This window comes from Klebsiella sp. K5-204 (assembly GCF_030128585.1).
GTDB classification, from domain to species: Bacteria; Pseudomonadota; Gammaproteobacteria; order Enterobacterales; family Enterobacteriaceae; genus Klebsiella; species Klebsiella quasipneumoniae.
Genome location: NZ_JAKUZS010000007.1, coordinates 241,574 through 267,368, shown reverse-complemented (window position 1 = coordinate 267,368; position 25,795 = coordinate 241,574). Strand labels below are relative to the sequence as shown.

The following is a 25,795-nucleotide window of genomic DNA, read 5'->3' as shown; positions in this document are numbered from 1 at the left end:
GTTAAATTTGTTAGCCCCGGAAACCTTTCGGGATGTCGGTATCCAGTTTGCTGCTCACACCGAACGAGCTGCCGGTTGCCAGGTTCGCCGGGCATAACTTCAGAGCCAGCTCCTGCCATTTGCTGCGTAGGGTTTTCACGGATTGAACTCGGGAGCACCAGAACTGATCGCGCTGAATGCGCTCAATCATGGTGCGGATTTGGTCATGGCTGCAGCCGTGCTCCTGGCGCAGCATGCAAATTTCTTGCGCCCAGGCTGCGAAGTTCGGCTCTCTTGGTTTTGCCAGAGTGCCGTCGAACTCTGCTGCGCGTTCGTACAGCTCGATGATGGTCGACCAGAACCACGTAGCGAGGTCGAAATCATCATCGGTAGCCAGGTTACTGGCTTCGGTAGCGTCAGGAATGACTGCTTCCGGGATGGCGGTTTTCTGAGTCGATTCAGAAAAGTTATCCACAGGAGAAATCTCTCCCGCGAGGTTTTTATGATCTGTATGTAATGATCTGTTTTTAAGATCTGTATAGAGATAGGATTCGGCTTGAGAGCCGATTCCAGGATTCGGCTCATGAGCCGTTTCCATTCGGCTCTTGGGACGAATGCATTCGGCTTGAGAGCCGATTCCATTACTTTCAGCAACTTGCTTCGATTCGGCTTTTGCGTCGTTTCCATTCGGCTTATAAGCCGTTTCCATTACTTTCAGTGACTTATTCCCATTCGGCTCTTGAGCCGAATCCAGTATTTGCGGGAATATCCGGGAAATGAGCGCTTCCTGGTCAATTCGGTAATGCTTTTTGGGTGTTCCACCCACCTGGCGAAGCTCTTCTTCGATAACGCCAGACAGGTACTGATCCGTAATTTTGAACATCGCTTTTCGGACAACATCGCCATCTTTAGCGCGAACCTCTTTCGCAAGCGCCGCATGTTCCTTGTAAAACCAGCCATCATCCAGACTCGACTTACCCGACCAGAACACCAGCTGATTGAGAATCGCTGCCAGCAAATGCTGCTGCCTGTCTCCAGCAAATAAATCCAGATAGGGTCCAGGAATCGTTATGCAGTTCCCCTGCCCCGACATGGCCTGAACAATTTCAAAGACCTGATTGTTCATTCCGAAACCTCGTTGTGTAACCGTAAAAACTCGCGTAATCCCACCCAGCCAACGGTCCCGCAGACTTTTCGATAGGAGACGTCTTTCTCAGTTGCCGTGAGTACCGTCACCATGTGCCCCTTGTGTCTGTGCTGAAAGCGTGCTCCCGCCTTGGGTATCCCGTTACTTGCGCAATCCCCTTCGGATGGCACATACGCCGGATAAGCCTTTTTAAGGCGTGCAATCAATTCAGCAGCAGACTGGTTACACATAGTCACCTCCGGAATCAGTGGTACTTCGGCACTTCAACAGCTCCAGGCTGATAAGCCTTTCTGTAGACGGCTTCAATAGCGTCATCGTGAGCATCAATTGCCGTTCCAATAGCGTGCTGAGCCGCAAGCAGCGCCCGGCGCTCAATGGTGTCGTAGATGCTCAAGCGATGACGGATTTCACGCGGCAGAACACGCAGGATTGCCGGGAGCAGCAAACGGATTTTTTCGCGCTGTAGTTCGGTCTCACCTTTCAGCCAGCGATGGAAAATGTTCTGCTGGTTACTCCAGGTTTTCCCCGGCACCAGGCGCAGCTGATCGCCACCAATACGTGCATATTCTTCAGCGATAGCATTTGCCGCGAACGCCTGACCAACTTCCGCAGCCCATGCCAGCAGGACCATTTCAACGTGCTCGTGTTTGATTTCCATCAATCAGACTCCTTCATTGCTGTAGCCGTATCATTCTCAGGAAGGCCACTGGTTGGGTTTGGGTGAAGATCAGGCCGCAACTCATGCGGGGTAATTCCAGTTGCCTCGTAAACCTGAATTACTCGCTTTGGTGGAACCTGACCCTGGTACTTGTGAATCCATCGACTCAGCGATGACGGTTTAATGTTCAAGGCAAGTGCAAGCCGACGTTTTCCACCTGCAGCTGAAATTGCCTTATCAAGACCTGACATATGAACCTCTCTTTTAGCCATTGTGCAATTATATTGAGCTAATGGCTAAAAAAAATCAACAACAAGAAATTATTAATGTGTTAGCCAGTGGCTTACAATTGTTGCTATGAAGACAGAAACCCAGCATGAATCAGGCTCAAAGCCACAAAGCACGCTTGCCGCAAGACTTGATGAGTTGATGAAAGTGAATCATTGGTCTCGCACAGAAATGGCTCGGATTGCGGGAGTTAGTCCTACCTCTGTAACCAACTGGTTTAAGAGGGAAACCATAAGCAAGGAGTCAGCAGCCAAGCTAGCCAAGGCCGCTAAAACCTCGCTCTCATGGATACTTACAGGAGCAGAGGAACTCGGCGGGACATACACTGAAGACGAAATTGCACTTATTGAAGTTTTCCGCGAATTGCCGCCTATCGAGAGGCGCAACATGCTGGCTGCATTCCAAATGCGGCTACAAAAACTCAAAGATTTTTACTCTGACAACGTAGATCCGACTACCAGAGAAAAATAAATTCACTTCAATTTCAAAAGAATGCCGCCGATTGGCGGTATTTTTTTAGCCTTTGACTTATCTTTTGGTTGATTTTATTTAGCCTGTAGCTCACCATAAGTACATCGACACAACGGTGCGATAGGTTAAACGTTCCGCTACCCGGCGATAAGGGCTAACTAAACGAGGTAAGTATGAGCAAATTAAGACTCTTGAAGGTCACCGTTCGGAAATCCGGCAACCCCGTTTACTTCGGTCGTACCCGCGTTGCACGCAATGCGCAAAAAGAAGTTCGCCTTACCCATGGCCGTACCCTGTCAACTGGCTGCATTGACACAAAACAGCGCTACCTAAAACTCACGGCCATCTGATTTTTCAGGTTGGCCACCTTTGCAACAGACCTTGCAATGCAGTGAATGCGGCTATGCGCACGCGGTTCAGTTAAAGCAGTACCACTTGTTTCCCAAAGTGGGGTGGAAAGAAAGCTGCCGATACCAGTTGTTAACTGGCTGGTATCACCGGGAGGCACCCGGCACTGCATTGCAAGGTCTGTTGGTACTCAAATTCACATGACAATGAGGGGTAGGAAATGATCCGCGAACATGAAGTACCTTCGTGGTACCGGTTCTGCATAAAGGTTGCTCTGCTTGTGGTTGCAGTCGCATGGGTAAGCTTTGAATTTTGCTGGGGTGCCTCATGAGCAAAAACGGCATTCGTTCCCTGGTTATCGCGCTGGCCATCGGATTGGTTTTCTGGGGCGGCCTGGCTGTCGAAATTATGTATATCAAAGGGGTGTTCAATGGCTAATTTACTGCATGGTAACCCGGCTTTTAAAGCAGCGCAAAGCAAGCTGGCTATTGCGCAATTTATTGGCAATGGTGAAATGTGGGCCGAAGCTTTTTCGTCTATGAAAGATATTTTTGAGAAAGCAAAGCACGCAGAAGATTTTATGTTTTGCAGTCGCGAAGAATCTCTCTCAGCCCTGAAATTAAATGATGTCATTTTGAATTATGACATGTATGGCGATTTGGTTTCTGTTAACGCAGACTCTGGCAATGTACGTTATAAAATAAATACCGAAGTATCTTACTAATACCATCATCTTTTATTTAATGCCTTAACTGGCAGGTATGAACACACATTAAATTCAACCGGAGATATGTAAATGGAAGAATTAAAGTTGCACTGTCATGGTTGCGGCGGTTATTTTGCTCGCGATGAGTTGCAATACCGCCCCTCTGGAAGAGGTGCTTATCGGAGAGACTTTTATTTCTGCCCGGTATGCAATGAGAAAGAAAAGCAGAAAATCGCCCTCTCCGCTGCTGCTTCCTCGTTTCGTAAAACCTTGCCGTCACGACCTGGACACCTTGCCAACAAGCGCTGGTAGGTGAAGGATGATAATCACATCTAACCGTATTCCACCGCATGTAAACGAAAAGGCATCGCAAATCCTCAGCTTGTATAGCAAAGGAAACATAAAGCCATGTCGCATCAAATGCGGAAATTTAAGTTTAAAGATTGGAAGAAAATGGCGTTTATTATCCCGCAATAACGGGAACTGCTGGGAAGTTATGAGCCATGAAAAATACAACCAACTTAAAGACAGGAAAGCACAATCATGAAAATAGAATTTAACGATAAATGTGCAATTGCTACCGCCACGATTACCAGCACGGTTTTTGAATTCCGTCTTCATAACCGCGCTGTTGATACAGCGCTATTTCTTGCTCCTTCGGTTCGCGCTAAGCGTAGCGGTTTCTTTATTTTAAAAAAACGGTAATTACGGGTAAAACCTCTCACGTACTGAGTGCGTATAAAGCGATTAAAGCGGAGGCATCACGATGAGCAAATCCTTAAATGCGCGTTGTATCCGCCGCTGGAAAGTGAAATTTAAATCTATCTGCGATTCAAAAGTTAACCCCTACTGGCGCAAAAGCGACCTGCGCGGGTATATCCGCGAAGCGGCGCTTACCACCGCTTACAGCATGGTCGAGAGCATGGCTGAACGTAACGCCAAGGTTGACTATGACGGATCGCTGTGTGGCTGGACGCCAGAATTTTCGGCCTGGTATCGGGAACGCCATGAGCAGTACCTGAAAGAAGCGCGTAACTACCTGGACGAAGACGCTACCAACGACGAAATCGACGAAGAGATCGAGAACGAACTTGATGCATGGAACGACTGAAATATCGAGTATCAATACTAAACTGATTTCCAATAATCAACATTAAACCGGGGAACTGATTATAGTTTCCCGGCCATGAGGTTATTTATGGCCGATATTACTCAAGAAGATGAATGGGTGATGGAAAAGGGAATTGTAGCGAAGATGTATATGACTCCCCGGCAAATTAAATCTTACCGGGAGGGGAGATGGATTGAGGGGGTTCATTATAAGAAGCACTCACCTGACCCCGAAGCTTCAGAAGGAAGGGTGACTCTTCTCTACAACTACACCAGGATTAATAGGCTTGTCGGGGAAACATAATGAATATGCCAGCTGGCGTAGAGCTGCATGGGAAGGGAATAAGAATTAGCTTTCTATATCGCGGCATACGGTGCCGCGAAGTTTTGCGGGGCTGGACTGTATCAAATAGCAATATACGAAAGGCTGGTAACCTCCGTGCTTTAATAGTAAGTGAGATTCAGCAGGGGAAGTTTGACTATGCAGAGCATTTTCCTGAATCAAAAGCGATTAAAAAATTTACCACGACACAAAAAGTTAAAACCTTTGGTGAATTATGCAAAGTTTATCTTGATGCCAAAAAGCTTGAGGTTTCAGCTGCCTCATACAGAGGTGCAGAATCACGAATAGCAACACTTTGCGCTATCGTCGGAAGTAATACGCATATTGCAGATATTCAGCATACCGATCTGTTGAATTACAGAAACTTGCTGTTGACGGGAAACACCTTTAGCGATCATGCGCCCTGGTTAAAAAGAAAAGGTCGGGCTGTATCCACGGTCAACGGCCTGATGAACAACCTGACTGCGTTGCTCAAACTGGCTAACCTGAGCGGTTTTATCGAGCATACCCCGCACGAAGGTATAAAGATGCTCAAGCGCTCCAGGAGAGACCCGGATCCGCTTCTCCAGAGTGAGTTCGAAGGTTTTATAAAAGCGCTATCTCCTCGTTATGTTTTACTCTGGACTACAGCTATCTTTACCGGCCTTCGGCATGGAGAGCTTACAGCTTTAGCCTGGGAAGATGTGGACCTTGATAAGGGTGAACTTCACGTTAGGCGTAATCAGACTAACGAGGGACTGTTTGTGCCACCTAAAACCGAAGCGGGGATCAGAACTGTAACCCTGCTTGAGCCTGCGCTGAACGCTTTACGTGAGCAATTCAAGCTAACTGGCGCATTAAGCAAAACCGAAATCACCTTCCATCACCGCGAACATGGTTTAACTGAACAACAAAAACTGCGGTTCGTGTTTATCCCGCCCAAAAACTGGCGCGGGGAAACGAAGTATTACGGATCTCAGTCTCTGGGGTATAGTTGGGAGGCAGGATTAAAGAAGGCAGGTATCAGGAACAGGCGCCCTTACCAGTCGCGCCACACTTTTGCGTGCTGGTTATTAACTGCCGGTGCTAACCCGTCGTTTATCGCCGGACAGATGGGTCACGAAAACGCGAAGATGGTTTATGAGATTTACTCGAAGTGGATCGGAGAGATGGACCGCAACCAGGTGGAGATGCTGAATAGCAGTTTTTCTGACGTTGTGTCCCAAGGGTGCCCCAAACGCAAGGTAGTTGGTATAAAAAACGTTTGATTTCAGCAAAATAAAAAAGCTTGCCGGAATATTAACTTTATCCCAACATGATCGCCGATCGCGCTGCAACGGCAGTGAAACAAACTCAGGAGCGAAAATGATTACACTGTGGGGACGTAATAACTCGACCAACGTGAAGAAAGTGCGCTGGGTGCTGGAGGAGCTGGATCTGCCGTATGAGCAAATCCTCGCCGGGCTGGAGTTTGGTCTCAATCGTGACCCGGAATATCTGGCGATGAACCCCAACGGGCTGGTGCCGCTGTTAAAGGACGACGCCACCGGGGTGGTGTTGTGGGAATCAAATACGATTATTCGCTACCTTGCCGCCCAGTATGGCGCTGACCGTCTGTGGCTGGCCGCGCCGGCGCAGCGCGCGCAAGGCGATAAGTGGATGGACTGGTCCAACGGCACGCTCTCTCCCGCCCATCGCCCGGTGTTAATGGGCCTGGTGAGGACGCCGCCGGAGCAACGCGACCCGGCGGCCATCGCCGCGGGGATCAGCGCCTGCGAAGCGCTGTTCGCCATGCTGGATGACGAGCTGGCGAAAACGCCGTGGCTCTCCGGCGGGCAGTTCGGCCTTGGCGATATTGCCGTCGCCCCCTTCGTCTACAACCTGCTGTCGATCCTCGACAGCTGGCAACCGCGTCCCCATCTGCAGCGCTGGTATCAGCAGATTAGCCAGCGTCCGGCCTGGCGCGAAGTGGTGCAGATCCCGGTCACCTGAAATTAACTCTCCGGACTCAGCCGCAATAGCTCGCCGTTAGACTCGTCGGTTAACACATACAGATAGCCGTCGGGTCCCACGCGGACGTCGCGGATCCGTTTCCCGCGCGCCTCCAGCAGGCGCTCCTCCTCACGGACCTGATTGCCGTCCACCGCCAGAACAATCAGCGACGTCTCCTTCAGCGCGCCGATAAACAGCTTATGTTGCCACTGGGGAAAGGTCTGCGCCGCGTAAAAGGCCATCCCGCTCACTCCCGGTGAGACCGGCCAGACATGCAGGGGAGGCTCGGTCCCCGGCACCGTCTTGCCCCTGGCCTCCGGAATGGGCAGGCCGCTGTAGTTAATGCCGTGCGTCGCCAGCGGCCAGCCGTAGTTTTTTCCCGCCTGCGGGATATTAATTTCATCCCCGCCGCGCGGACCATGCTCGTTCAGCCACAGCGCCCCGCTCCACGGATTCATCGCCATACCCTGCGGATTGCGGATGCCGTAGGCCCAGATCTCCGGCCTCACGTCGGCCCGGCCAACAAAGGGGTTATCCGGCGGAACGCCCCCGGTCTCCGTCAGACGGACCACTTTTCCCTGCAGCTTGCCGAGATCCTGAGCGGTGGGACGCTGATTGTTCTCCCCGAGGCCAATAAACAGATGCCCTTTGCCGTCGAATACCAGCCGGCCACCAAAATGATTGCCGACGGAGAGTTTCGGCTGCTGGCGAAACACCACGGTGAAGTTCGTCAGCTGCGTGGCATCCTGGCTCAACTGCCCGTAGCCCACCGCGGTGCCCGCTTTGCCGCTGGCGTCGCTCTCCGCATAGCTTAGCCACACCCGCCGCGACTGCGCGAAATCCGGGGCCAGCGCCACGTCCAGTAAGCCTCCCTGGCCGTTGGCCCACACCTGCGGCACGCCGGCTATCGGCGCCGACAGGCCTTTACCCGGCTGCCAGCGCTTGAGCTCGCCGCCGCGCAGAGTAATCAACATGCCCTGGTCGCCGGGGAGAAACGCCAGGCTCCACGGATGGGCCAGCCGGTTCTGCAATACTTCCACCCGCACCGCGGCCTGGCTCAGGGCCGGCAGCGACAGGGCGCTCAATAGCAACAGCAGCGGGATCGGACGCATGGCATTCTCCTTTCGTCAGCTCTGCGCTAAAGGGTAGCCAGCGGGGAGATTTGCGCGGGGATTTTTACATAACCTTTAACAGGGGAAGCGTCCACTTCCCCTGGGTTTCAGCCGATCAGGCATGAGGGATTGGCGACAATTTATTCAATTTATGAATATTTGAAGTCAATCCTGTCAGACAGCGTTCTAGCTTCTCTACGTTAACAGCGATGTACAGCGGACAATCATGATGTCCGCTCATCAGGCATACTGCAGCGGCGGCGACGGACTCGCCGGCCAAACGAAGGGCATCCCTCTCCTCCGGTGAAATGACATTCTGCAGGCGCGGCGCCTGGGCACGCATTTCACGGCAAAGCTCAAACAAGTTTTCACGCAGATGGTCATTTTCGCTGACTGACATGTAGCCTTTGGCCTTTCGCAGCTGCAGATAGGCGTCAATATCGATATTGGCGTTAATGAGCTTCTGCAAAAGGTGGCGGTATAGTCTGTCAACGGTCATCACGGTTCCTCCTCTGTCGTCCTTTACCTCATCCATAATACGGTTATTTTTTGTACAAAATGATGCGCCAGGTCAATTATTCCCAAGCCTTTAACACCCTTTACAATGTAACAACCTTGCCGCATTGTCAGGTATATAACAAAGATTATGTTATACGATCACATTTGATTTCACAAAGAAATTAATTCGCATTCGCCGCCATAAAAAGGCCAAAATAGTGCTGCAATGATCACACTATATCGCTGGAGCTATTGCGCGATGGCCACTCAGGATGCCATAACAAATCATTAATGTAATACGTATAACATTTAATAAAAACAGCGACCGCGGTTCGCTGATGATCTCTCTGCCCCTTTGCAAGGAACTGAACCATGACGCCCGGTAAAAGAAACTACCTTCTGTTGAGTCTTTTCGATTTCCTCTACCTGTTCGCCTGGTCGTCGACCATGGCTTTCTTTGTCATCTGGACCACCCAGCACCTTGGCATCAGCGCCACGAAAACCGGCCTGCTCTATTCGATCAACGCCTTTATCGCCCTGCTGATGCAGCCTTTCTTCGGCTTTATCTCCGACAAGTTCGGCCTGAAAAAACGCCTTATCTGGCTGCTGGTGGCGCTGCTCCTGCCGGTAGGCCCCTTCTTTATCTACGTTTACGCGCCGCTGCTGATGCATAGCTTCTGGATTGGCGCGCTGCTGGGGGGCATCTATCTGGGGATCATCTTTAACTCCGGCTGCGGGGTGATCGACTCTTATATCGATAAGATTTCCCGCCGCTACCAGTTCGAATACGGTCGGGTGCGGATGTGGGGCTCGTTAGGCTGGGCGGCCGCGGCCTGGATCGTCGGTAAATATATCGACAGCAATCCCAATCTGGCCTTCTGGCTCGCCAGCCTCGCCATCGTCATCGCCGCCGTCTGCTTTATGCTGACCAAAATCGAATTAACTGACGCCGATGTGGCGCGAAGCGAATCGCTGAAGGTCTCCCATGCCCTTGAGCTGGCGAAGAACAGCCAGTTCTGGATGCTGCTGATCTTTACCCTGTTCGTCACGCAGATTTATGACACCTACGATCAGCAATTTGCCCAGTACTTCTCGCTGCAATTCCCGACGCCGGAGGAAGGCAACCGCTGGTATGGGATCCTCGCCTCCATTCAGGTGTGCGGCGAAACGCTGTTCTTATGCCTGATGCCGTGGTTTGTTAACCGGACCGGCGCCAAATGGGCGCTGATCATTGCCGGGCTGATCATGTCGGTACGTATTGCTGGCTCGGCGGTGCCTCTCGGCCCGGTGTGGATTGGCGCAGTAAAAATGATGCATGCCCTGGAGAAACCGTTAATTCTGGTGTCGGTCTTTAAATTCATCGCCGCCAACTTCGACCACAAGCTCTCTTCAACAGTCTATTTACTGGTGCTGTTTGTCGCCTCGATCGCCACCGCCATCTACTCGCCGCTGGCAGGCTATCTGTACGATACCATTGGCTTCGCCGACACCTATCTGATCCTCGGCGGCATAGCCGGGCTCTTTACTCTGATCTCTGTCTTCACGCTGCAGGATAAGCGCGAGCCGAAAAAGCCCGGCGTCGCCCCCTCCGGAGCCGTCACCCCGGCGCAATAAGTCTCTGCCCGGCAGCAACGCCGGGCATGAGTCGCCGCCCGCGCGCACGGCGTGCCGGAAGCGTTTCCCGCCCCTCTGCCCCGGGGCGTGCGGGATCCGCTGTAGCGGCAGGGTCGTGAAAGGCAGGGTTGGGTGCGCTTTTTCACCATTAACCGTGACGGAGCTATACTCTTTTTCGCAAAGATCTGTAGAATTCCTGCCCTGACCATTCCAATAATTGAACACTTTTTAAGCTATGAGCAATGTCACGCACCAGCCGAAAATCGGCTTCGTCTCCCTGGGCTGCCCGAAAAACCTCGTGGACTCAGAGCGTATCCTGACCGAACTGCGCACCGAAGGTTATGACGTCGTACCTACCTACGACAACGCCGATATGGTGATCGTTAACACCTGCGGCTTTATCGACAGCGCTGTGCAGGAATCGCTGGAAGCGATCGGCGAAGCGTTGAAAGAGAACGGCAAGGTGATCGTCACCGGCTGTCTCGGCGCAAAAGAGGATCAGATCCGCGAAGTGCACCCGAAGGTGCTGGAGATCACCGGTCCGCACAGCTATGAGCAGGTGCTGGAGCACGTCCACCACTATACGCCAAAGCCGAAGCACAACCCGTTCCTGAGCCTGGTGCCGGAACAGGGTGTTAAGCTGACGCCGCGCCACTACGCCTACTTAAAAATTTCCGAAGGCTGCAACCATCGCTGCACCTTCTGCATTATTCCGTCCATGCGCGGCGATCTGGTGAGCCGTCCGATTGGCGAAGTGCTGGCGGAAGCCAAACGCCTCGCTGACGCTGGCGTGAAAGAGCTGCTGGTGATTTCGCAGGACACCTCCGCCTACGGCGTCGACGTCAAGCACCGCACCGGTTTCCACAACGGTATGCCGGTGAAGACCAGCATGGTCAGCCTGTGCGAAGAGCTGGCGAAGCTCGGCATCTGGGTGCGCCTGCACTATGTCTACCCGTACCCGCACGTCGACGATGTGATCCCGCTGATGGCGGAAGGCAAAATTCTGCCGTACCTCGATATTCCGCTGCAGCACGCCAGCCCGCGTATCCTGAAGCTGATGAAGCGTCCAGGATCCGCGGACCGTCAGCTGGCGCGCATCAAGCAGTGGCGTGAAGTCTGCCCGGATCTGACCCTGCGCTCCACCTTTATCGTGGGCTTCCCGGGCGAAACGGAAGAAGATTTCCAGATGCTGCTCGACTTCCTGAAAGAGGCGCGTCTCGACCGCGTCGGCTGCTTCAAGTACAGCCCGGTTGAAGGCGCCACCGCCAATGAGCTGGCGGACCAGGTGCCGGAAGAGGTGAAAGAGGAGCGCTGGAACCGCTTTATGCAGCTGCAGCAGCAGATCTCTGCCGAGCGTCTGCAGGAAAAAGTGGGCCGCGAAATCCTGGTGCTGGTGGATGAAGTGGATGAAGAAGGCGCCATTGGCCGCAGCATGGCCGACGCCCCGGAAATCGACGGCGCGGTCTACCTGAACGGCGAAACCCGCGTTAAGCCGGGCGACGTGGTGCGGGTGAAAGTCGAGCACGCCGACGAATACGATCTGTGGGGAACCCGGATCTAGTCCAGCTTCCCGGATAGCAGCTTATCGCATTCCCCTGCCTGGGGGGTCCTCCCGTAGGCTCCCCCCCAGGCCCGGCAAGCGCAGCGCCGCCGGGCAAGCATTGATTACCTTCAGGCAACCCTGTTGCGCCGTTATTTTGCCGGGTGGCGGCTGCGCCTTATCCGGCCTGGAGGGTCCTCTCGCAGGCTGACACATCGTAGGCCCGGTAAGCGCAGCGCCACCGGGCGATGACAGCAGGTACGGAGCCACTTTTATGCCGGGTGGCGGCTCCGCCTGACCCGGCCTGGAGGGTCCTCTCACAGGCTGACACATCGTAGGCCCGGTAAGCGCAGCGCCACCGGGCGATGACAGCAGGCACGGAGCCACTTTTATGCCGGGTGGCGGCTCCGCCTTACCCGGCCTACGGGGTCCTCTCACAGGCTCATACCTCGTAGGCCCGGTAAGCGCTGCGCCACCGGGCGATGACAGCGGGCACGGAGCCGTTTTTATGCCGGGTGGCGGCTACGCCTGACCCGGCCTGGGGTTCGTGCGACCTGTCGTTAATTTATTCACCATGGTTGCTGAAACTGCCGGTGCTGACGGCCTCAAAATCGCTGAGACGTTCCCGGAAGGCCGGGGCAGCCCGCATGGATGCGGGCTGAGGGCCGTGTTTTGCATGGACGCTGCCTCGGCCCGACCCGAAGCCTGCAGGGAAAAGTCGAAGGCACCACGCAGTGGCGATTTTGCTGGCCGGAGCCCGGGGGTACAGGGGGCGGCGGCGACTGGCCGCCCCCTGTGCGCTCCCTGCGCCATGATTGACATAACGCAGAAAATTAACCGGGAGCGCAATATGCGCTGACGCCACACGTGATAAACGCTTTTCCCGGATGAGAAAGGGGCAACCGATGCAGCTTATCCCCCCGTCGTGCGCCAGACCGTCCCCCGACGTCCCCTACCCCTTTAACTTCGGATCCAGCGCATCGCGCAGGCCATCTCCCAGCAGATTAAACGCCAGCACGGTCAAGAAAATCGCCACCGCCGGAAACAGCGCCACGTGCGGAGACATCACCATATCCGCCCGCGCCTCGTTGAGCATGGCACCCCACTCCGGCGTGGGCGGCTGCGCGCCGAGGCCGAGAAACGACAGACTGGCCGCCGAAATAATCGATACCCCAATGCGCATGGTGAAATAAACCACGATTGACGACACCGTCCCCGGCAGGATGTGGTGGAAGAGGATGGTGGCATCGCTGGCGCCAATGCTGCGCGCCGATTCAATAAAGGTCTGCTGCTTTAATACCAGGGTATTGCCGCGCACCAGCCGGGCGAACGCCGGGATCGAGAAGATCGCCACGGCGATAATCACGTTGGCCATCCCGCTGCCCATGACGGCGACCACCGCGATCGCCAGCAGGATCCCCGGAAAGGCGAACAGCACGTCGCACAGACGCATAATCAGCCGGTCCCACCAGCCCTCATAGTAGCCGGCCAGCAGCCCAAGCACCGTGCCGATGGCTGCGCCAATCAGCACCGCCAGCACCCCGGCGGCCAGCGAGATCTGCGCGCCCACCAGCACCCGGCTGAAAATATCGCGCCCCAGCGAGTCGACGCCGAACCAGTGCACCAGCGAAGGCCCCTCGTTAAGCCGGTCATAGTCGAAATAATTTTCCGCATCGTACGGCGCTATCCATGGGGCGACGATGGCCACCGCAATCAGCAACAGCACAAAAATACCGGCGCCCATGGCCACCGGCTGACGCCGAAAGCGCCGCCAGAACTCATGCCAGGGGGTATGGATCTCGCCGGGCCTGATGCCCGGCATGGCGTTCAGCGCCGCCTGCCTTCTCCAGTTAAGCAATCGCACCTTACTTATACCTGATAGCCGGGTTTATGGCCGCGTACAGCACATCCACCACTAAATTGATAAGAATAAACTCCAGCGAAAAGAGCAGCACTTCCGCCTGAATCACCGGGTAATCGCGCATTTCTACCGAATCGACCAGCAGTCGCCCCAGCCCCGGCCAGTTGAAGACCTTCTCCACGACGATCGAGCCGCCGAGCAGAAAGCCGAACTGCAGCCCCATCATGGTGACGACCGGGATCATCGCATTGCGCAGACCATGCTTGAGCACCACCCGCGTTTCGCTCACCCCTTTCGCCCGGGCGGTACGCATATAGTCTTCATGCAGCACATCGACGAACGACGCGCGGGTAAAGCGCGCCATCACCGCCGCCACCGCCGCGCCGAGGGTCAGCGAAGGCAAAATATAGTGCCGCCAGCTGTCGGCCCCCACCGTCGGCAGCCAGCCCAGCTCAACCGAAAACACCTGCATCAGCAGCATACCGAGGGCAAAGGCCGGAAACGAAATGCCGCTCACCGCCAGCGCCATTCCCAGACGGTCAGGCCAGCGATTGCGCCACACCGCCGCCGCGATCCCCGCCGCCATGCCAAACAGCACCGCCCAGCTCATGCTGGCCAGCGTCAGCCACAGGGTGGGCATAAAGCGGCTGGCTATCTCACTGGCAACGGGACGCCGCGAGGCCATGGACATGCCAAAATCGCCGCGCAGCACGTTGGTGATGTAGTGCCAAAACTGGACGTGCAGCGGCTGGTCAAGCCCCAGCTGCTGACGCACCATCGCCACCACCTGGGCGTCGGCTTCCGGTCCGGCAATCAGCCGCGCCGGATCGCCGGGCAGCATATGGACGAAGAGAAACACCAGCACCGCGACGATTAGCAGGGTGGGGATCAGCCCCAGCAGGCGGTTAATCACATAGTTGAGCATCGTACCTCCACCACCCGCCCCGCGGAAAAACCGCCCTCCTCCCACCCGTGCCGGAGGGCATCATCTCGACCTTCACGGTGTTAAATCTGCCTGTTCGAAGCTAAAGCCGGTGTCCGGCTGGATATAGAAGCCGGTGAGATTCTTGCTGTGGGCAGAGACCAGTTTCTCCACCACCAGCGGCACCCACGGCGACTCTTTCCAGATAATATCCTGCGCCGCTTTATAGAGTTTGGTTTTCTCTTGCGGATCGGTGGTTTTCAGCGCCTCGCTCAGCGCGCTATCTACCTGCGGGTTGCTGTAAAAGGCGGTGTTGAACAGGGTCGGCGGCCAGTTTTGGGAAGCAAACAGCGGCGACAGCGCCCAGTCGGCTTCGCCAGTGGAGGCGGACCAGCCGGTATAGAACATCCGTACCCCGCTCTCTTTCTGCCCTTTACCTTCCACTTCCGCCGCTCGCTGACCGGCGTCCATCGCCGTCACCTGCGCCTTAATGCCCACCTGCGCCAGCTGCTGCTGGGTAAACTGCAGCACTTTCTGCGCGGTGCTGTGGTTATGTGACGACCACAGCGTCGTGTTAAACCCGTTGGGGTAGCCGGCCTCTTTCAGCAGTTGGCGCGCTTTCGCCGGATCGTAAGGCCACGCGGGGTAGCTCTGGGCGTAGGCAATCGACGGCGGCACCACGCCGGTCGCCGGGGTGGCATAGCCGGCAAACGCCACCTTGACCAGCGCCTGGCGGTTGATGGCGTAATTGATCGCTTCGCGCACCTTCGGATTATCGAACGGCTTCTGCGTCACGTTCATGCTGATGTAACGCTGCATGATCGACGGACTGGCCACCAGCTCCAGTTTGCTGTTTTTCGCCAGCAGCGGCGCCTGCTCATAGGGGATCGGGAAGGCGAACTGCGCCTCGCCGGTCTGCAGCATCGCCGCCCGGGTATTGTTATCGACCACCGGTCGCCAGGTAATGGAATCCAGCTTCGGTAGCCCCGGCTGCCAGTAGCCATCGAACTTGCTGACCTTCACGAAGTCGGTCTGGTTCCAGGTATCGAGCTTATACGGCCCGGTGCCCACCGGGTGGAAGCCGATATCTTTGCCATATTTTTTCAGCGCCGCCGGCGAAATCATCGCCGTCGCCGGATGGGCGAGAATATTAATAAACGCCGAGAACGGCTGCTTGAGGGTGATTTTCACCGTGGTTGGATCGACCGCCTCGGTGCTGGCGATATTTTTATACAGGTTATAGCGCTTAAGATGGTTTTCCGGGTTGCTGGCGCGGTCGAGGTTAGCCTTGACCGCCTCGGCGTTAAAGTCGGTGCCATCCTGGAATTTCACCCCGCTGTGCAGTTTGATGGTGTACACCAGGCCATCCGGCGACACGGTGTAGCTCTCGGCAAGGACATTTTGCAGCTTCATCTCTTTATCAAGGCCGAACAGGCCTTGATAAAAGGACTTCGCCACCGCCTGCGACAGGGTATCATTGGCATCATAGGGGTCGAGCGTCGTGAAGTTAGACCCGACCGCCACCACCACATCTTTGGCGGCAAAAGCGGGGGCGCTCGCCAGGGCCGCCGCGATACTCAGCGCCAGCCACCATTTGCGTGAAACAGGTTGTGTCATCGTGTTCTCCTGAAAAGGTGCGTTATGTGTTGTTATGCTCTGCCCAGCACATCGGCGGCGTCGCGGGCGACGAAGTGGCCCGGCCCAACCTGCTGCAATGGCGGGCTGGCGATCTCCTCGCCCCGCTTATAAATATTGCCCGGAACGTCATCTGACAGCAGGACCCGTTGCGGATGACGGTAGGCCGGGTCGGCCACCGGTACGGCGGCCATGAGCTTACGGGTATAGGGGTGCTGCGGGTTTTCAAACACCGCGCGGCGCGGGCCGATTTCGACAATCCGGCCGCGATACATCACCGCCACGCGGTGGCTGATGCGCTCCACCACCGCCATATCATGGGAAATAAACAGAAACGCGATGCCCATTTCGCGCTGCAGGTCGAGCATCAGATTGATAATCTGCGCCCGAATGGAGACATCCAGGGCCGACACCGACTCATCGGCAATCACCACCTTCGGATTAAGCGCCAGCGCGCGGGCAATGCAGATCCGCTGCCGCTGCCCGCCGGAAAAGGCGTGGGGGTAGCGCCAGGCATGCTCCGGCTGCAGCCCCACGCGCTTTAGCAGCCAGGCGACCCGCTCGCGCGCCGCCTCCCTGTCCAGCAGGCCATGCACCCGCAGCGGCTCCATAATCGAATCGCCGACCGTCTGGCGCGGATCGAGCGAGGCGTAAGGGTCCTGAAAAATAAACTGAATATTGCGCCGCAGGGACTGCAGCTTGCTGCCGGAGAGGGTATCGATCCGCTGACCATCGAAGGTAATGGTGCCCCCCTGGGTCTCAACCAGCCTCAGCAGCGCCCGGCCGGTGGTCGACTTGCCGCAGCCGGACTCGCCCACCAGCGACAGGGTCTCTCCCGGCCAGAGATCAAAACTCACCTTCTCCACCGCATGCACTTCGCGCGTCACGCGATTGAGCAGTCCGCCGCGCACCGGGAAACGGGCCACCAGATCGCGCACCTGCAGAATAGGCTCCCCCGCCACCACCGTGTCTGGCGTGTCTGTCTCCGCCAGCGGCTGCCCCGGTAGCGGAAAGCGGCGAGGCAGATCCTGACCGCGCATCTCCCCCAGCCGGGGGACCGCCGCCAACAGCGACTGCGTATAAGGGTGCTGCGGGGAACGGAAAATCTCCTCGACGCTGCCGGTCTCCACCGCCTCGCCGCGATACATGACCAGCACCCGATCGGCGATATCGGCCACCACCCCCATGTCGTGGGTGATAAAGATCACCCCCATCGCCATCTCCTTTTGCAGGACGGCGATAAGTTGCAAAATTTGCGCCTGAATGGTGACATCCAGCGCCGTGGTCGGCTCGTCGGCAATCAGCACCGCCGGCCGACAGGAGAGCGCCATGGCGATCATCACCCGCTGGCGCATACCTCCGGAGAGCTGGTGCGGATAGCGTGAGAGCATCTCTTCCGCCTGGGGAATACGCACCTGGTCGAGCATCTTTTTCGCCGCGCGCAGCGCCTCTTCGCGCCCCAGCCCCTGGTGCAGGCGCAGGGATTCGGCGATCTGCTCGCCGATGGTGAATACCGGGTTCAGCGAGGTCATCGGCTCCTGAAAAATCATCGCCAGATCCGCGCCGCGTACCCGGCGCATTTCGGCCTCCGATTGCTCATTGAGCGCGATCACCTGCCGGTTGCGCCGTCGCAGCCACAGCCCCTCGCTACTCACCTCGCTGCTGGCGGCGTCAAGCAGACGCATCAGCGCCAGCGCGGTGACCGATTTTCCCGAACCGGACTCCCCGACAATCGCCAGCGTCTCGCCGCGGCGCAGGCTGAAGGAAAGCTGACGCACGGCCTGCACCTCTGGCGCATCCTGCTGGCGGAACGCCACGTTCAGGTTGCGCACCACCAGTACTTCGCAGGTATCCGTTTCGTGAGTTTGCGGCACTCTCCTCTCCCTTGTTCTATTCGCGATAAATGCCAATGGTCGGCGTATCGCCGGCATAGCACCAGGCGCGGTACATGCCTTCGCTGTTAAACGGTAAAACGACGTTGCCTTCGCGATCGACGGCAATCAGCCCGCCGCTGCCGCCGAGGGCCGGCAGCTTCTCCATCACCACCCGCTCGCAGGCGGAATAGAGACTGAGCTGACCGTACTCCATCAGGGCGGCGATATCGTAGGCCGCCAGGGTACGCATAAAGACTTCGCCGGTGCCGGTGCAGGAGACCGCCACGCTGGCGTTGTTGGCGTAGCACCCCGCGCCCGGCAGCGGGCTGTCGCCGACGCGTCCGGGCAGTTTGTTGGTCATGCCGCCGGTGGAGGTCGCCGCCGCCAGATTGCCGGCCAGATCGAGCGCCACCGCCCCGACGGTGCCCATTTTCTGCCGTTCGTCGAGCGGAGCGGCGTGATGGTCAAGGATGATCTCCCCGCCCGCTTTCGCCTCCTGCAGCTGCAGCAGACGCTCGGGGGTGGAAAAGAGATCGTTATCGACGCGCGCCATTCCGTGGGAGAAGGCGAAATTTTCCGCCCCCTCGCCGATCAGCAGCACGTGCGGGCTCTCCTCCAGCACCAGACGCGCCGCCAGCACCGGATTACGTAGATGTTTGACCCCGGCCACCGCCCCCGCCTGCAGGCTGTAGCCGTCCATCACGCAGGCGTCCAGCTCGTGGGTTTGATCGTGGGTAAATACCGAGCCCATCCCGGCGTTAAACAGCGGACACTCCTCCAGCAGACGGACGGCCTCGGTCACGGCATCCAGCGCACTGGTGCCTGCAGCCAACATTTTCTGCCCGCTTTCGACGATAGCCGACAGCGCCGCCACGTACTCCCGCTCCCGCTCCGGCGTCATCTGCGCGCGAGAAATCGCCCCTGCGCCGCCGTGAATTGCTATAACCGCCTTGCCCATTTCGCCAGTCCTTAACGATGAAGTGGATAGCCCCCGCCCTGTCGTACCGCGTCGCGGCGCCGGTCACGTCAGGAATAAGGGTATTGATATCATTATATTGCTGAATGCCTTATACAATTTTTGAATATAGAAAGAGCGGCGGTCGATGTAAAGCCTCGTACCCAGGTGGCATACAGCCCGCGCCGCTTTTCTGCCATAATAGGCGTTTTCGCCGTTTTGCCCGCAGGAGTGCCCCATGGATTTTACCGCCGGACTGATGCCGCTCGACACAGCCCTCACCCAGATGCTCGATCGTATTACGCCGCTGAGCGCGACGGAAACTGTACCGCTGTTGCAGGCCTTCGCGCGCGTCACCGCCCATGACATTATCTCCCCGCTGGATGTCCCCGGCTTTGATAACGCGGCGATGGATGGCTATGCCGTCCGGTTGAGCGACCTCAACGACGGCGCGGCCCTGCCGGTCGCCGGGAAGGCCTTTGCCGGCCAACCGTTTCACGACGCCTGGCCCACCGGCACCTGTATCCGCATCATGACCGGCGCGCCGGTGCCTGCGGGCTGCGACGCGGTAGTCATGCAGGAAGAGACCGAACAGACCGACGCCGGCGTGCGCTTTGCCGCGCCGGTGAAAGCCGGGCAGCATATTCGCCGCCGCGGGGAAGATATCGCCCACGGCGCGGTGGTCTTCCCGGCGGGAACGCCGCTGACGGTAGCCGAGCTGCCGGTGCTGGCCTCGCTGGGCATTGCCGACGTCAAGGTGGTGCGCAAGGTTCGCGTCGCGGTCTTCTCGACCGGCGATGAGCTGCAGCTGCCGGGTCAACCGCTTGGCGACGGCCAGATTTACGATACCAACCGCCTGGCGGTGCATCTGATGCTCGAACAGCTGGGCTGCGAGGTCATTAACCTCGGCATTATTCCTGACGATCCGACGCAACTGCGTGAGGCCTTTATCGCCGCCGACCAGCAGGCCGACGTGGTCATCAGCTCCGGTGGCGTCTCGGTGGGCGAAGCCGACTACACCAAAACCATTCTTGAAGAGCTGGGGGAGATCGGCTTCTGGAAGCTGGCGATCAAGCCGGGCAAACCCTTCGCCTTCGGCAAGCTCAGCAGCAGCTGGTTCTGCGGCCTGCCGGGCAACCCGGTTTCCGCCACCGTCACCTTCTGTCAGCTGGTACAGCCGCTGCTGGCGAAGCTCTCCGGTAAGCACGGTCCGCTTCAGGCGACCCGCCTGCGGGTGCGGGCCGCCGCGCGGCTGAAAAAGTCCCCGGGCCGCCTCGATTTTCAGCGCGGTATTCTGCAGCGCAACCCGGACGGCGAGCTGGTGGTGACCACCACCGGTCATCAGGGCTCGCACATTTTCAGCTCTTTCAGCCTCGGCAACTGCTTTATCGTGCTGGAGCGCGAGCGCGGCCACGTTGAAGCGGGCGAATGGGTCGACGTTGAACCGTTCAGCCATCTGTTTGGGGGGCTGTAATGGCCGTGGAGCTGAGCGATGAAGAGATGCTGCGCTATAACCGGCAGATTGTTTTGCGCGGTTTTGATTTTGACGGCCAGGAGCGGCTAAAGGCCGCTCGCGTGCTGGTGGTCGGCCTCGGCGGACTTGGCTGCGCCGCCGCGCAGTATCTGGCCGCCGCCGGGGTGGGACAGCTCACCCTGCTCGATTTCGACACCGTCTCGCTCTCTAATCTGCAGCGCCAGACGCTGCACAGCGACGCCGCCATCGGCCAGCCGAAGGTGGACTCCGCCCGCGAGGCGCTGGCGCGCATTAATCCGCACGTTCATCTGGTGCCGCTCAATGCCTTACTGGACGAAGCGGCGCTGGCGGGGCAGATTGCCGGGCACGATCTGGTGCTCGACTGCACCGACAACGTCGCCATTCGTAACCAGCTCAACGCCGGCTGCTTCCGCCACCAAACCCCGCTGGTTTCCGGGGCGGCGATCCGTATGGAGGGGCAGATCAGCGTCTTCACGTATCAGGAGGGCGAACCCTGCTACCGCTGCCTGAGCCGCCTGTTTGGCGAAAACGCCCTCACCTGCGTCGAAGCCGGCGTGATGGCCCCGCTGGTGGGCACTATCGGTTCCCTGCAGGCGATGGAGGCCATTAAGCTGTTGACCGGCTACGGCACGCCCGCCAGCGGGAAAATCGTGATGTACGACGCCATGACCTGCCAGTTTCGTGAAATGAAGCTGATGCGCCACCCGCAGTGCGAGGTATGCGGTACGCGCTAACGTACAGCCGCCGGCGAGGGTCGTCGCCGGTGAAGTTGTGACCTCTGCCGTTATTCTATCCCCTGGCGATTATCGCCATCCCGCTTGTTGATTTGCGTCAATATAACTTTCATTCGAAAGTGTTTTTATATTCATACGCAAACAAGAGGGTAAGCCATGATCTTCAATATCCAGCGCTATTCCACCCATGACGGCCCAGGGATCCGCACCGTCGTCTTCCTGAAAGGCTGCTCGCTGGGCTGCCGCTGGTGCCAGAACCCGGAGAGCCGCGCCCGCAGCGAAGACCTGCTGTATGACCCGCGCCTGTGCCTGGCCGGCTGCGAGCTGTGCCAGCAGGCGGCGCCGACGGTTATCACCCGCACCCTCGAGGGTCTGATCATTCACCGGCAACACGTTAACGACAGCCATATCGCCACGCTGCGCGACTGCTGCCCCACCACCGCGCTCACGGTGTGCGGCGAGGAGAAGAGCGTCGAGGAGATCATGGCGACGGTGCTGCGCGACAAACCCTTTTACGATCGCAGCGGCGGCGGCATCACCCTTTCCGGCGGCGAACCCTTTATGAACCCGGCCCTGGCGCAGGCGCTGTTGGAGGCCAGCCATCAGGCGGGTATCCATACCGCGGTGGAAACCTGCCTGCACGTACCGTGGAAATACATTGAGCCGGCTTTACCCTTCATCGACCTGTTTCTCGCCGACCTGAAGCACGTCGACGAGGCCGTTTTCCGGCAGTGGACCGACGGCAGCGCCCGCCGGGTGCTGGACAACCTGCAGCGCCTGGCGCAGGCGGGGAAAAACATCATTATTCGCGTGCCGTTAATCCAGGGATTCAACGCCAGCGAAGCCGACATTACCGCCATCACTGATTTTGCCGCCGACCGCCTGCGGGTCAGCGAAATCCATTTCCTGCCCTACCACACGCTGGGAATGAATAAATACCAGTTACTCAGTCAGCCCTACACCGCACCGGACAAACCGCTGGATGCTCCCGAGCTGCTCGCCTTTGCGCAGGATTATGCGCGGAGCAAGGGGCTAACGGCGATCTTACGAGGATAACCCCTATGACTACCCTGAAACTCAACACCCTCAGCGCCCGTATCCAGGCCCATAAAATGGCGTTGGTGCATATCGTCAAGCCGCCGGTCTGTACCGAACGCGCCCGCCACTATACCGAGATGTATCAGCAGCATCTTGATAAGCCGATCCCGGTGCGCCGCGCCCTGGCCCTGGCTCACCACCTGGCCGAGCGCACCATCTGGATCAAGCACGATGAGCTGATCGTCGGTAACCAGGCCAGCGAAGTGCGCGCCGCGCCAATCTTCCCGGAATACACCGTCAGCTGGATCGAGAAAGAGATCGACGATCTCGCCGACCGCCCCGGCGCCGGCTTCGCGGTCAGCGAAGAGAACAAGCGCGTGCTGCACGAAGTGTGCCCGTGGTGGCGCGGCCAGACCGTGCAGGACCGCTGCTACGGCATGTTTACCGATGAGCAGAAAGCGCTCCTCGCCACCGGCATTATTAAGGCCGAGGGCAACATGACCTCCGGCGACGCCCACCTGGCGGTCAACTACCCGCTGCTGCTGGAGAAGGGACTGGACGGCATGCGCGCGAAAGTCGCCGAACGCCGGTCGCGCATCAACCTGACGGTGCTGGAAGACCTGCACGGCGAACAGTTCCTGAAAGCGATTGATATTGTGCTGGCGGCGGTCAGCGACCATAGCAAACGCTTTGCCGCGCTGGCGCGCGAGATGGCGACGGCAGAATCCCGTGACGCACGCCGCGATGAGCTGCTGGCGATTGCCGAAAACTGCGACATCATCGCCCATGAGCCGCCGAAGACCTTCTGGCAGGCGCTGCAGCTGTGCTACTTCATTCAGCTGATCCTGCAGATTGAATCCAATGGCCACTCGGTCTCCTTTGGCCGCATGGACCAGTACCTCTATCCGTACTACCGCCGCGACGTTGAGCTGCAGCAATCGTTGGATCGCGAACAGGCCATTGAGCTGCTGCACAGCTGCTGGCTGAAGCTGCTGGAGGTCAACAAGATCCGCTCCGGCTCGCACTCCAAGGCCTCGGCCGGCAGCCCGCTGTATCAGAACGTCACCATCGGCGGCCAGAACCTGGTGGAAGGCCAGCCGCAGGACGCGGTCAACCCGCTGTCGTACGCCATTCTGGAATCCTGCGGTCGTCTGCGCTCGACCCAGCCGAACCTCAGCGTGCGCTACCACGCCGGAATGAGCAACGACTTCCTCGACGCCTGCGTCCAGGTGATCCGCTGCGGCTTCGGCATGCCGGCGTTTAATAACGACGAGATCGTGATCCCGGAATTTATCAAGCTGGGAATCGAGCCGCAGGATGCCTACGATTATGCGGCCATCGGCTGCATCGAAACCGCGGTCGGCGGCAAATGGGGTTATCGCTGCACCGGCATGAGCTTTATCAACTTCGCGCGGGTGATGCTGGCGACGCTGGAAGGCGGCCGCGATGCCACCAGCGGCCAGGTGTTCCTGCCGCAGGAGCACGCCCTGTCGAAAGGCAACTTCGCTAACTTCGACGAGGTGCTGGCCGACTGGGACCGCCAGATCCGCTACTACACCCGTAAGTCGATTGAGATTGAGTATGTGGTCGATACTATGCTGGAAGAGAACGTCCACGATATTCTCTGTTCGGCGCTGGTGGACGACTGCATCGAACGGGCGAAGAGCATTAAGCAGGGCGGCGCTAAGTATGACTGGGTGTCCGGCCTGCAGGTGGGCATCGCCAACCTCGGCAACAGCCTGGCGGCGGTGAAAAAGCTGGTCTTCGATCAGGGCGTTATTGGCCAGCAGGAACTGGCGAAGGCGCTGGCGGAAGATTTTGACGGCCTGACCCACGAGCAGCTGCGCCAGCGGTTGATCAATGGCGCGCCGAAGTACGGTAACGATGATGACAGCGTGGACGCGTTGCTGGCGCGGGCCTACCAGACCTATATCGACGAGCTGAAGCAGTATCACAACCCGCGCTATGGCCGCGGCCCGATCGGCGGCAACTATTACGCCGGCACGTCCTCTATCTCCGCCAACGTTCCGTTCGGCGCGCAGACCATGGCGACGCCGGATGGCCGTAAAGCGCACACCCCGCTGGCGGAAGGGGCCAGCCCGGCCTCCGGAACCGACCATCTGGGGCCGACGGCGGTCATCAGTTCGGTAGGTAAACTGCCCACCGGGGCGATCCTCGGCGGCGTGCTGCTAAACCAGAAGCTGAATCCGTCCACCCTGGAAAACGCGTCCGACAAGCAGAAGCTGATGGTGCTGCTGCGCACCTTCTTCGAGGTGCATAAAGGCTGGCATATCCAGTACAACATTGTCTCGCGCGACACGCTGCAGGAGGCGAAGAAACATCCTGATCAGTACCGCGATTTGGTGGTGCGCGTCGCCGGGTACTCGGCGTTCTTTACCGCTCTGTCGCCGGATACCCAGGACGATATTATCGCCCGTACCGAGCATACGCTGTAGCCCTTCAGGCCCGCTGGCGCGACGCTTAGCGGGCCTCCCCTGTCCTGCTGGCCGGGAAAGGCAAGGCCGCCTCCCGGCATTTTCTGAATGCGTGAACTTTCATTCGAAATAAATTTGTGCTCCCCATCACATTGTAATTAGAATGTTACTGGTCGAAGTTAAGCCAGGAGCATCCCCTTATGACCGTTAAAGTTATCGTCACCGATATGGACGGAACTTTTCTCAATGACGCCAAAACCTACGACCGCTCACGGTTTCTGGCGCAATTCGCCCAGCTGCAGCAGCGCGGCATTGAATTCGTTGTCGCCAGCGGCAACCAGTACTATCAGCTGATCTCCTTCTTCCCGGAGATCCGCGAGCAGATCTCGTTCGTCGCCGAAAACGGCGCGCTGGTCTTTGAGCATGGTAAGCAGCTGTTCCACGGCGAACTGACCCGCCACGAATCGCAGGTGGTGATTGGCGAATTACTCAAAGATCCGCAGCTGAACTTCGTCGCCTGCGGCCTGCACAGCGCCTACGTGAGCGATAACGCCCCGGACGCCTTCGTCGACCTGATGTCAAAGCACTACCACCGTCTGCAGCGGGTAAGCGACTATCACGCCATCGACGATACGCTGTTCAAATTTTCTCTGAACCTGCCGGACAGCGAGATCCCGCAGCTGATCGATAAACTGCACGTCTCGCTCGACGGCATTATGAAGCCGGTCACCAGCGGCTTTGGCTTTGTCGATTTGATTATTCCCGGTCTGCATAAAGCCAACGGCATCAGCCGCCTGCTCAAGCGCTGGAACCTGTCGCCGCAGCAGTGCGTGGCCATCGGCGACAGCGGCAACGACGCCGAAATGCTGAAGCTGGTGAAATACGCTTTCGCCATGGGTAACGCCGCCGACAGCATCAAAGCTATCGCCGGATACGCGACCGACGATAATAATCATGACGGCGCGCTGAACGTCATTCAGGCCGTCCTCGATAACCGCGCTCCCTTCAACGCCTGACCGCTCTCCGGGGCTGCGCGCCCCGGCTTGTCCATTTTGTGCGCC

Annotated in this window: 25 protein-coding genes and 1 pseudogene; 16 read left to right on the top strand and 10 right to left on the bottom strand. The window is 57.8% G+C overall.

The features are described from left to right. Positions 1-10: 10 nt before the first annotated feature. From MKR05_RS19445 to MKR05_RS19435, 3 genes are all read right to left on the bottom strand, one after another. Complete coding sequence (locus MKR05_RS19445) at positions 11-1,105, bottom strand: hypothetical protein (RefSeq protein ID WP_152843176.1); 1,095 nt, start codon at positions 1,103-1,105, stop codon at positions 11-13. Positions 1,106-1,370: 265 nt separating this feature from the next. Beyond that, complete coding sequence (locus MKR05_RS19440; RefSeq protein WP_064175994.1) at positions 1,371-1,784, bottom strand: toxin YdaT family protein; 414 nt, start codon at positions 1,782-1,784, stop codon at positions 1,371-1,373. Beyond that, positions 1,784-2,035, bottom strand: coding sequence for a YdaS family helix-turn-helix protein (locus MKR05_RS19435; RefSeq protein WP_044351551.1), 252 nt, complete (start codon positions 2,033-2,035; stop codon positions 1,784-1,786). The genes MKR05_RS19440 and MKR05_RS19435 overlap by 1 nt, the downstream gene beginning before the upstream one ends. Positions 2,036-2,141: 106 nt before the next feature. Here MKR05_RS19435 and MKR05_RS19430 point away from each other — a divergent pair, with 106 nt between their 5' ends. The 9 genes and pseudogenes from MKR05_RS19430 to MKR05_RS19385 all read left to right on the top strand — a co-directional run bounded on the left by MKR05_RS19430 (position 2,142) and on the right by MKR05_RS19385 (position 7,021). Next, positions 2,142-2,543 (top strand): helix-turn-helix domain-containing protein, encoded by a 402-nt coding sequence (locus MKR05_RS19430; protein ID WP_064175995.1) that lies wholly within the window; start codon positions 2,142-2,144, stop codon positions 2,541-2,543. Between the two features lie 173 nt (positions 2,544-2,716). Continuing rightward, positions 2,717-2,893: a hypothetical protein gene (locus tag MKR05_RS19425; RefSeq protein WP_160124493.1), complete on the top strand. Its 177-nt coding sequence runs from the start codon at positions 2,717-2,719 to the stop codon at positions 2,891-2,893. Positions 2,894-3,321: 428 nt separating this feature from the next. Next, positions 3,322-3,615 carry a host cell division inhibitory peptide Kil gene (locus MKR05_RS19415; RefSeq protein ID WP_130948995.1) on the top strand — a complete coding sequence of 98 codons (294 nt, stop codon included), beginning with the start codon at positions 3,322-3,324 and terminating at the stop codon, positions 3,613-3,615. 72 nt (positions 3,616-3,687) lie between these two features. Further along, positions 3,688-3,909: a hypothetical protein gene (locus MKR05_RS19410; protein WP_284118541.1), complete on the top strand. Its 222-nt coding sequence runs from the start codon at positions 3,688-3,690 to the stop codon at positions 3,907-3,909. A gap of 231 nt (positions 3,910-4,140) precedes the next feature. Beyond that, positions 4,141-4,367: pseudogene (locus MKR05_RS19405) on the top strand (hypothetical protein). Next, positions 4,364-4,708 (top strand): hypothetical protein, encoded by a 345-nt coding sequence (locus MKR05_RS19400; protein WP_064175997.1) that lies wholly within the window; start codon positions 4,364-4,366, stop codon positions 4,706-4,708. The pseudogene MKR05_RS19405 and the gene MKR05_RS19400 overlap by 4 nt, the downstream one beginning before the upstream one ends. 87 nt (positions 4,709-4,795) lie before the next feature. Continuing rightward, a complete protein-coding gene (xisR, locus tag MKR05_RS19395) occupies positions 4,796-5,011 on the top strand; it encodes an excisionase family protein (RefSeq protein WP_023297262.1) in 216 nt (71 codons plus the stop codon). Continuing rightward, the gene (locus tag MKR05_RS19390; RefSeq protein WP_087776126.1) at positions 5,011-6,297 is read left to right on the top strand and encodes a site-specific integrase; all 1,287 of its coding nucleotides are present in this window, start codon (positions 5,011-5,013) and stop codon (positions 6,295-6,297) included. Before xisR ends, MKR05_RS19390 begins: the two co-directional genes overlap by 1 nt. Before the next feature lie 97 nt (positions 6,298-6,394). Next, positions 6,395-7,021 (top strand): glutathione S-transferase family protein, encoded by a 627-nt coding sequence (locus tag MKR05_RS19385; protein ID WP_023288974.1) that lies wholly within the window; start codon positions 6,395-6,397, stop codon positions 7,019-7,021. A 2-nt stretch (positions 7,022-7,023) separates the two neighbouring features. Here MKR05_RS19385 and MKR05_RS19380 read toward each other — a convergent pair whose 3' ends face one another. Together MKR05_RS19380 and bssR are read right to left on the bottom strand one after the other, a co-directional pair. Then, a complete protein-coding gene (locus MKR05_RS19380) occupies positions 7,024-8,133 on the bottom strand; it encodes a PQQ-dependent sugar dehydrogenase (protein WP_044521879.1) in 1,110 nt (369 codons plus the stop codon). 115 nt (positions 8,134-8,248) lie between these two features. Further along, positions 8,249-8,632, bottom strand: a complete 384-nt coding sequence (bssR, locus tag MKR05_RS19375; RefSeq protein ID WP_023288972.1) for a biofilm formation regulator BssR — start codon at positions 8,630-8,632, stop codon at positions 8,249-8,251. 371 nt (positions 8,633-9,003) lie between these two features. Between bssR and MKR05_RS19370 the strand changes: the two genes are divergently transcribed. Further along, positions 9,004-10,245: an oligosaccharide MFS transporter gene (locus MKR05_RS19370; RefSeq protein ID WP_044521877.1), complete on the top strand. Its 1,242-nt coding sequence runs from the start codon at positions 9,004-9,006 to the stop codon at positions 10,243-10,245. Positions 10,246-10,480: 235 nt separating this feature from the next. Continuing rightward, entirely contained in the window at positions 10,481-11,806 is a 1,326-nt protein-coding gene (rimO, locus tag MKR05_RS19365) for a 30S ribosomal protein S12 methylthiotransferase RimO (protein ID WP_044521875.1), read from the top strand. A gap of 931 nt (positions 11,807-12,737) precedes the next feature. Here rimO and gsiD read toward each other — a convergent pair. From gsiD to iaaA, 5 genes are all read right to left on the bottom strand, one after another. After that, on the bottom strand, positions 12,738-13,649 hold the full coding sequence (gsiD, locus tag MKR05_RS19360) for a glutathione ABC transporter permease GsiD (protein WP_023288969.1): 912 nt from the start codon (positions 13,647-13,649) through the stop codon (positions 12,738-12,740). 1 nt (position 13,650) lies between these two features. Next, positions 13,651-14,571, bottom strand: coding sequence for a glutathione ABC transporter permease GsiC (gsiC, locus tag MKR05_RS19355; protein ID WP_130952937.1), 921 nt, complete (start codon positions 14,569-14,571; stop codon positions 13,651-13,653). A gap of 72 nt (positions 14,572-14,643) precedes the next feature. After that, entirely contained in the window at positions 14,644-16,185 is a 1,542-nt protein-coding gene (gsiB, locus tag MKR05_RS19350) for a glutathione ABC transporter substrate-binding protein GsiB (protein WP_044521865.1), read from the bottom strand. Positions 16,186-16,217: 32 nt separating this feature from the next. Continuing rightward, entirely contained in the window at positions 16,218-18,077 is a 1,860-nt protein-coding gene (gene gsiA / locus MKR05_RS19345; protein WP_023288967.1) for a glutathione ABC transporter ATP-binding protein GsiA, read from the bottom strand. A 16-nt stretch (positions 18,078-18,093) separates the two neighbouring features. Then, entirely contained in the window at positions 18,094-19,035 is a 942-nt protein-coding gene (gene iaaA / locus MKR05_RS19340; RefSeq protein WP_238875157.1) for a beta-aspartyl-peptidase, read from the bottom strand. Positions 19,036-19,270: 235 nt separating this feature from the next. Between iaaA and moeA the strand changes: the two genes are divergently transcribed. The 5 genes from moeA to MKR05_RS19315 all read left to right on the top strand — a co-directional run bounded on the left by moeA (position 19,271) and on the right by MKR05_RS19315 (position 25,750). After that, positions 19,271-20,506, top strand: a complete 1,236-nt coding sequence (moeA, locus tag MKR05_RS19335; RefSeq protein ID WP_238875154.1) for a molybdopterin molybdotransferase MoeA — start codon at positions 19,271-19,273, stop codon at positions 20,504-20,506. Next, complete coding sequence (gene moeB, locus MKR05_RS19330; RefSeq protein WP_023288964.1) at positions 20,506-21,261, top strand: molybdopterin-synthase adenylyltransferase MoeB; 756 nt, start codon at positions 20,506-20,508, stop codon at positions 21,259-21,261. The genes moeA and moeB overlap by 1 nt, the downstream gene beginning before the upstream one ends. 156 nt (positions 21,262-21,417) lie before the next feature. Beyond that, a complete protein-coding gene (locus MKR05_RS19325; protein ID WP_072413642.1) occupies positions 21,418-22,317 on the top strand; it encodes a glycyl-radical enzyme activating protein in 900 nt (299 codons plus the stop codon). A gap of 5 nt (positions 22,318-22,322) precedes the next feature. Further along, positions 22,323-24,755 carry a formate C-acetyltransferase/glycerol dehydratase family glycyl radical enzyme gene (locus MKR05_RS19320; protein WP_248569286.1) on the top strand — a complete coding sequence of 811 codons (2,433 nt, stop codon included), beginning with the start codon at positions 22,323-22,325 and terminating at the stop codon, positions 24,753-24,755. Positions 24,756-24,934: 179 nt separating this feature from the next. Then, positions 24,935-25,750 (top strand): Cof-type HAD-IIB family hydrolase, encoded by an 816-nt coding sequence (locus MKR05_RS19315; protein WP_023288961.1) that lies wholly within the window; start codon positions 24,935-24,937, stop codon positions 25,748-25,750. Positions 25,751-25,795 lie beyond the last annotated feature (45 nt).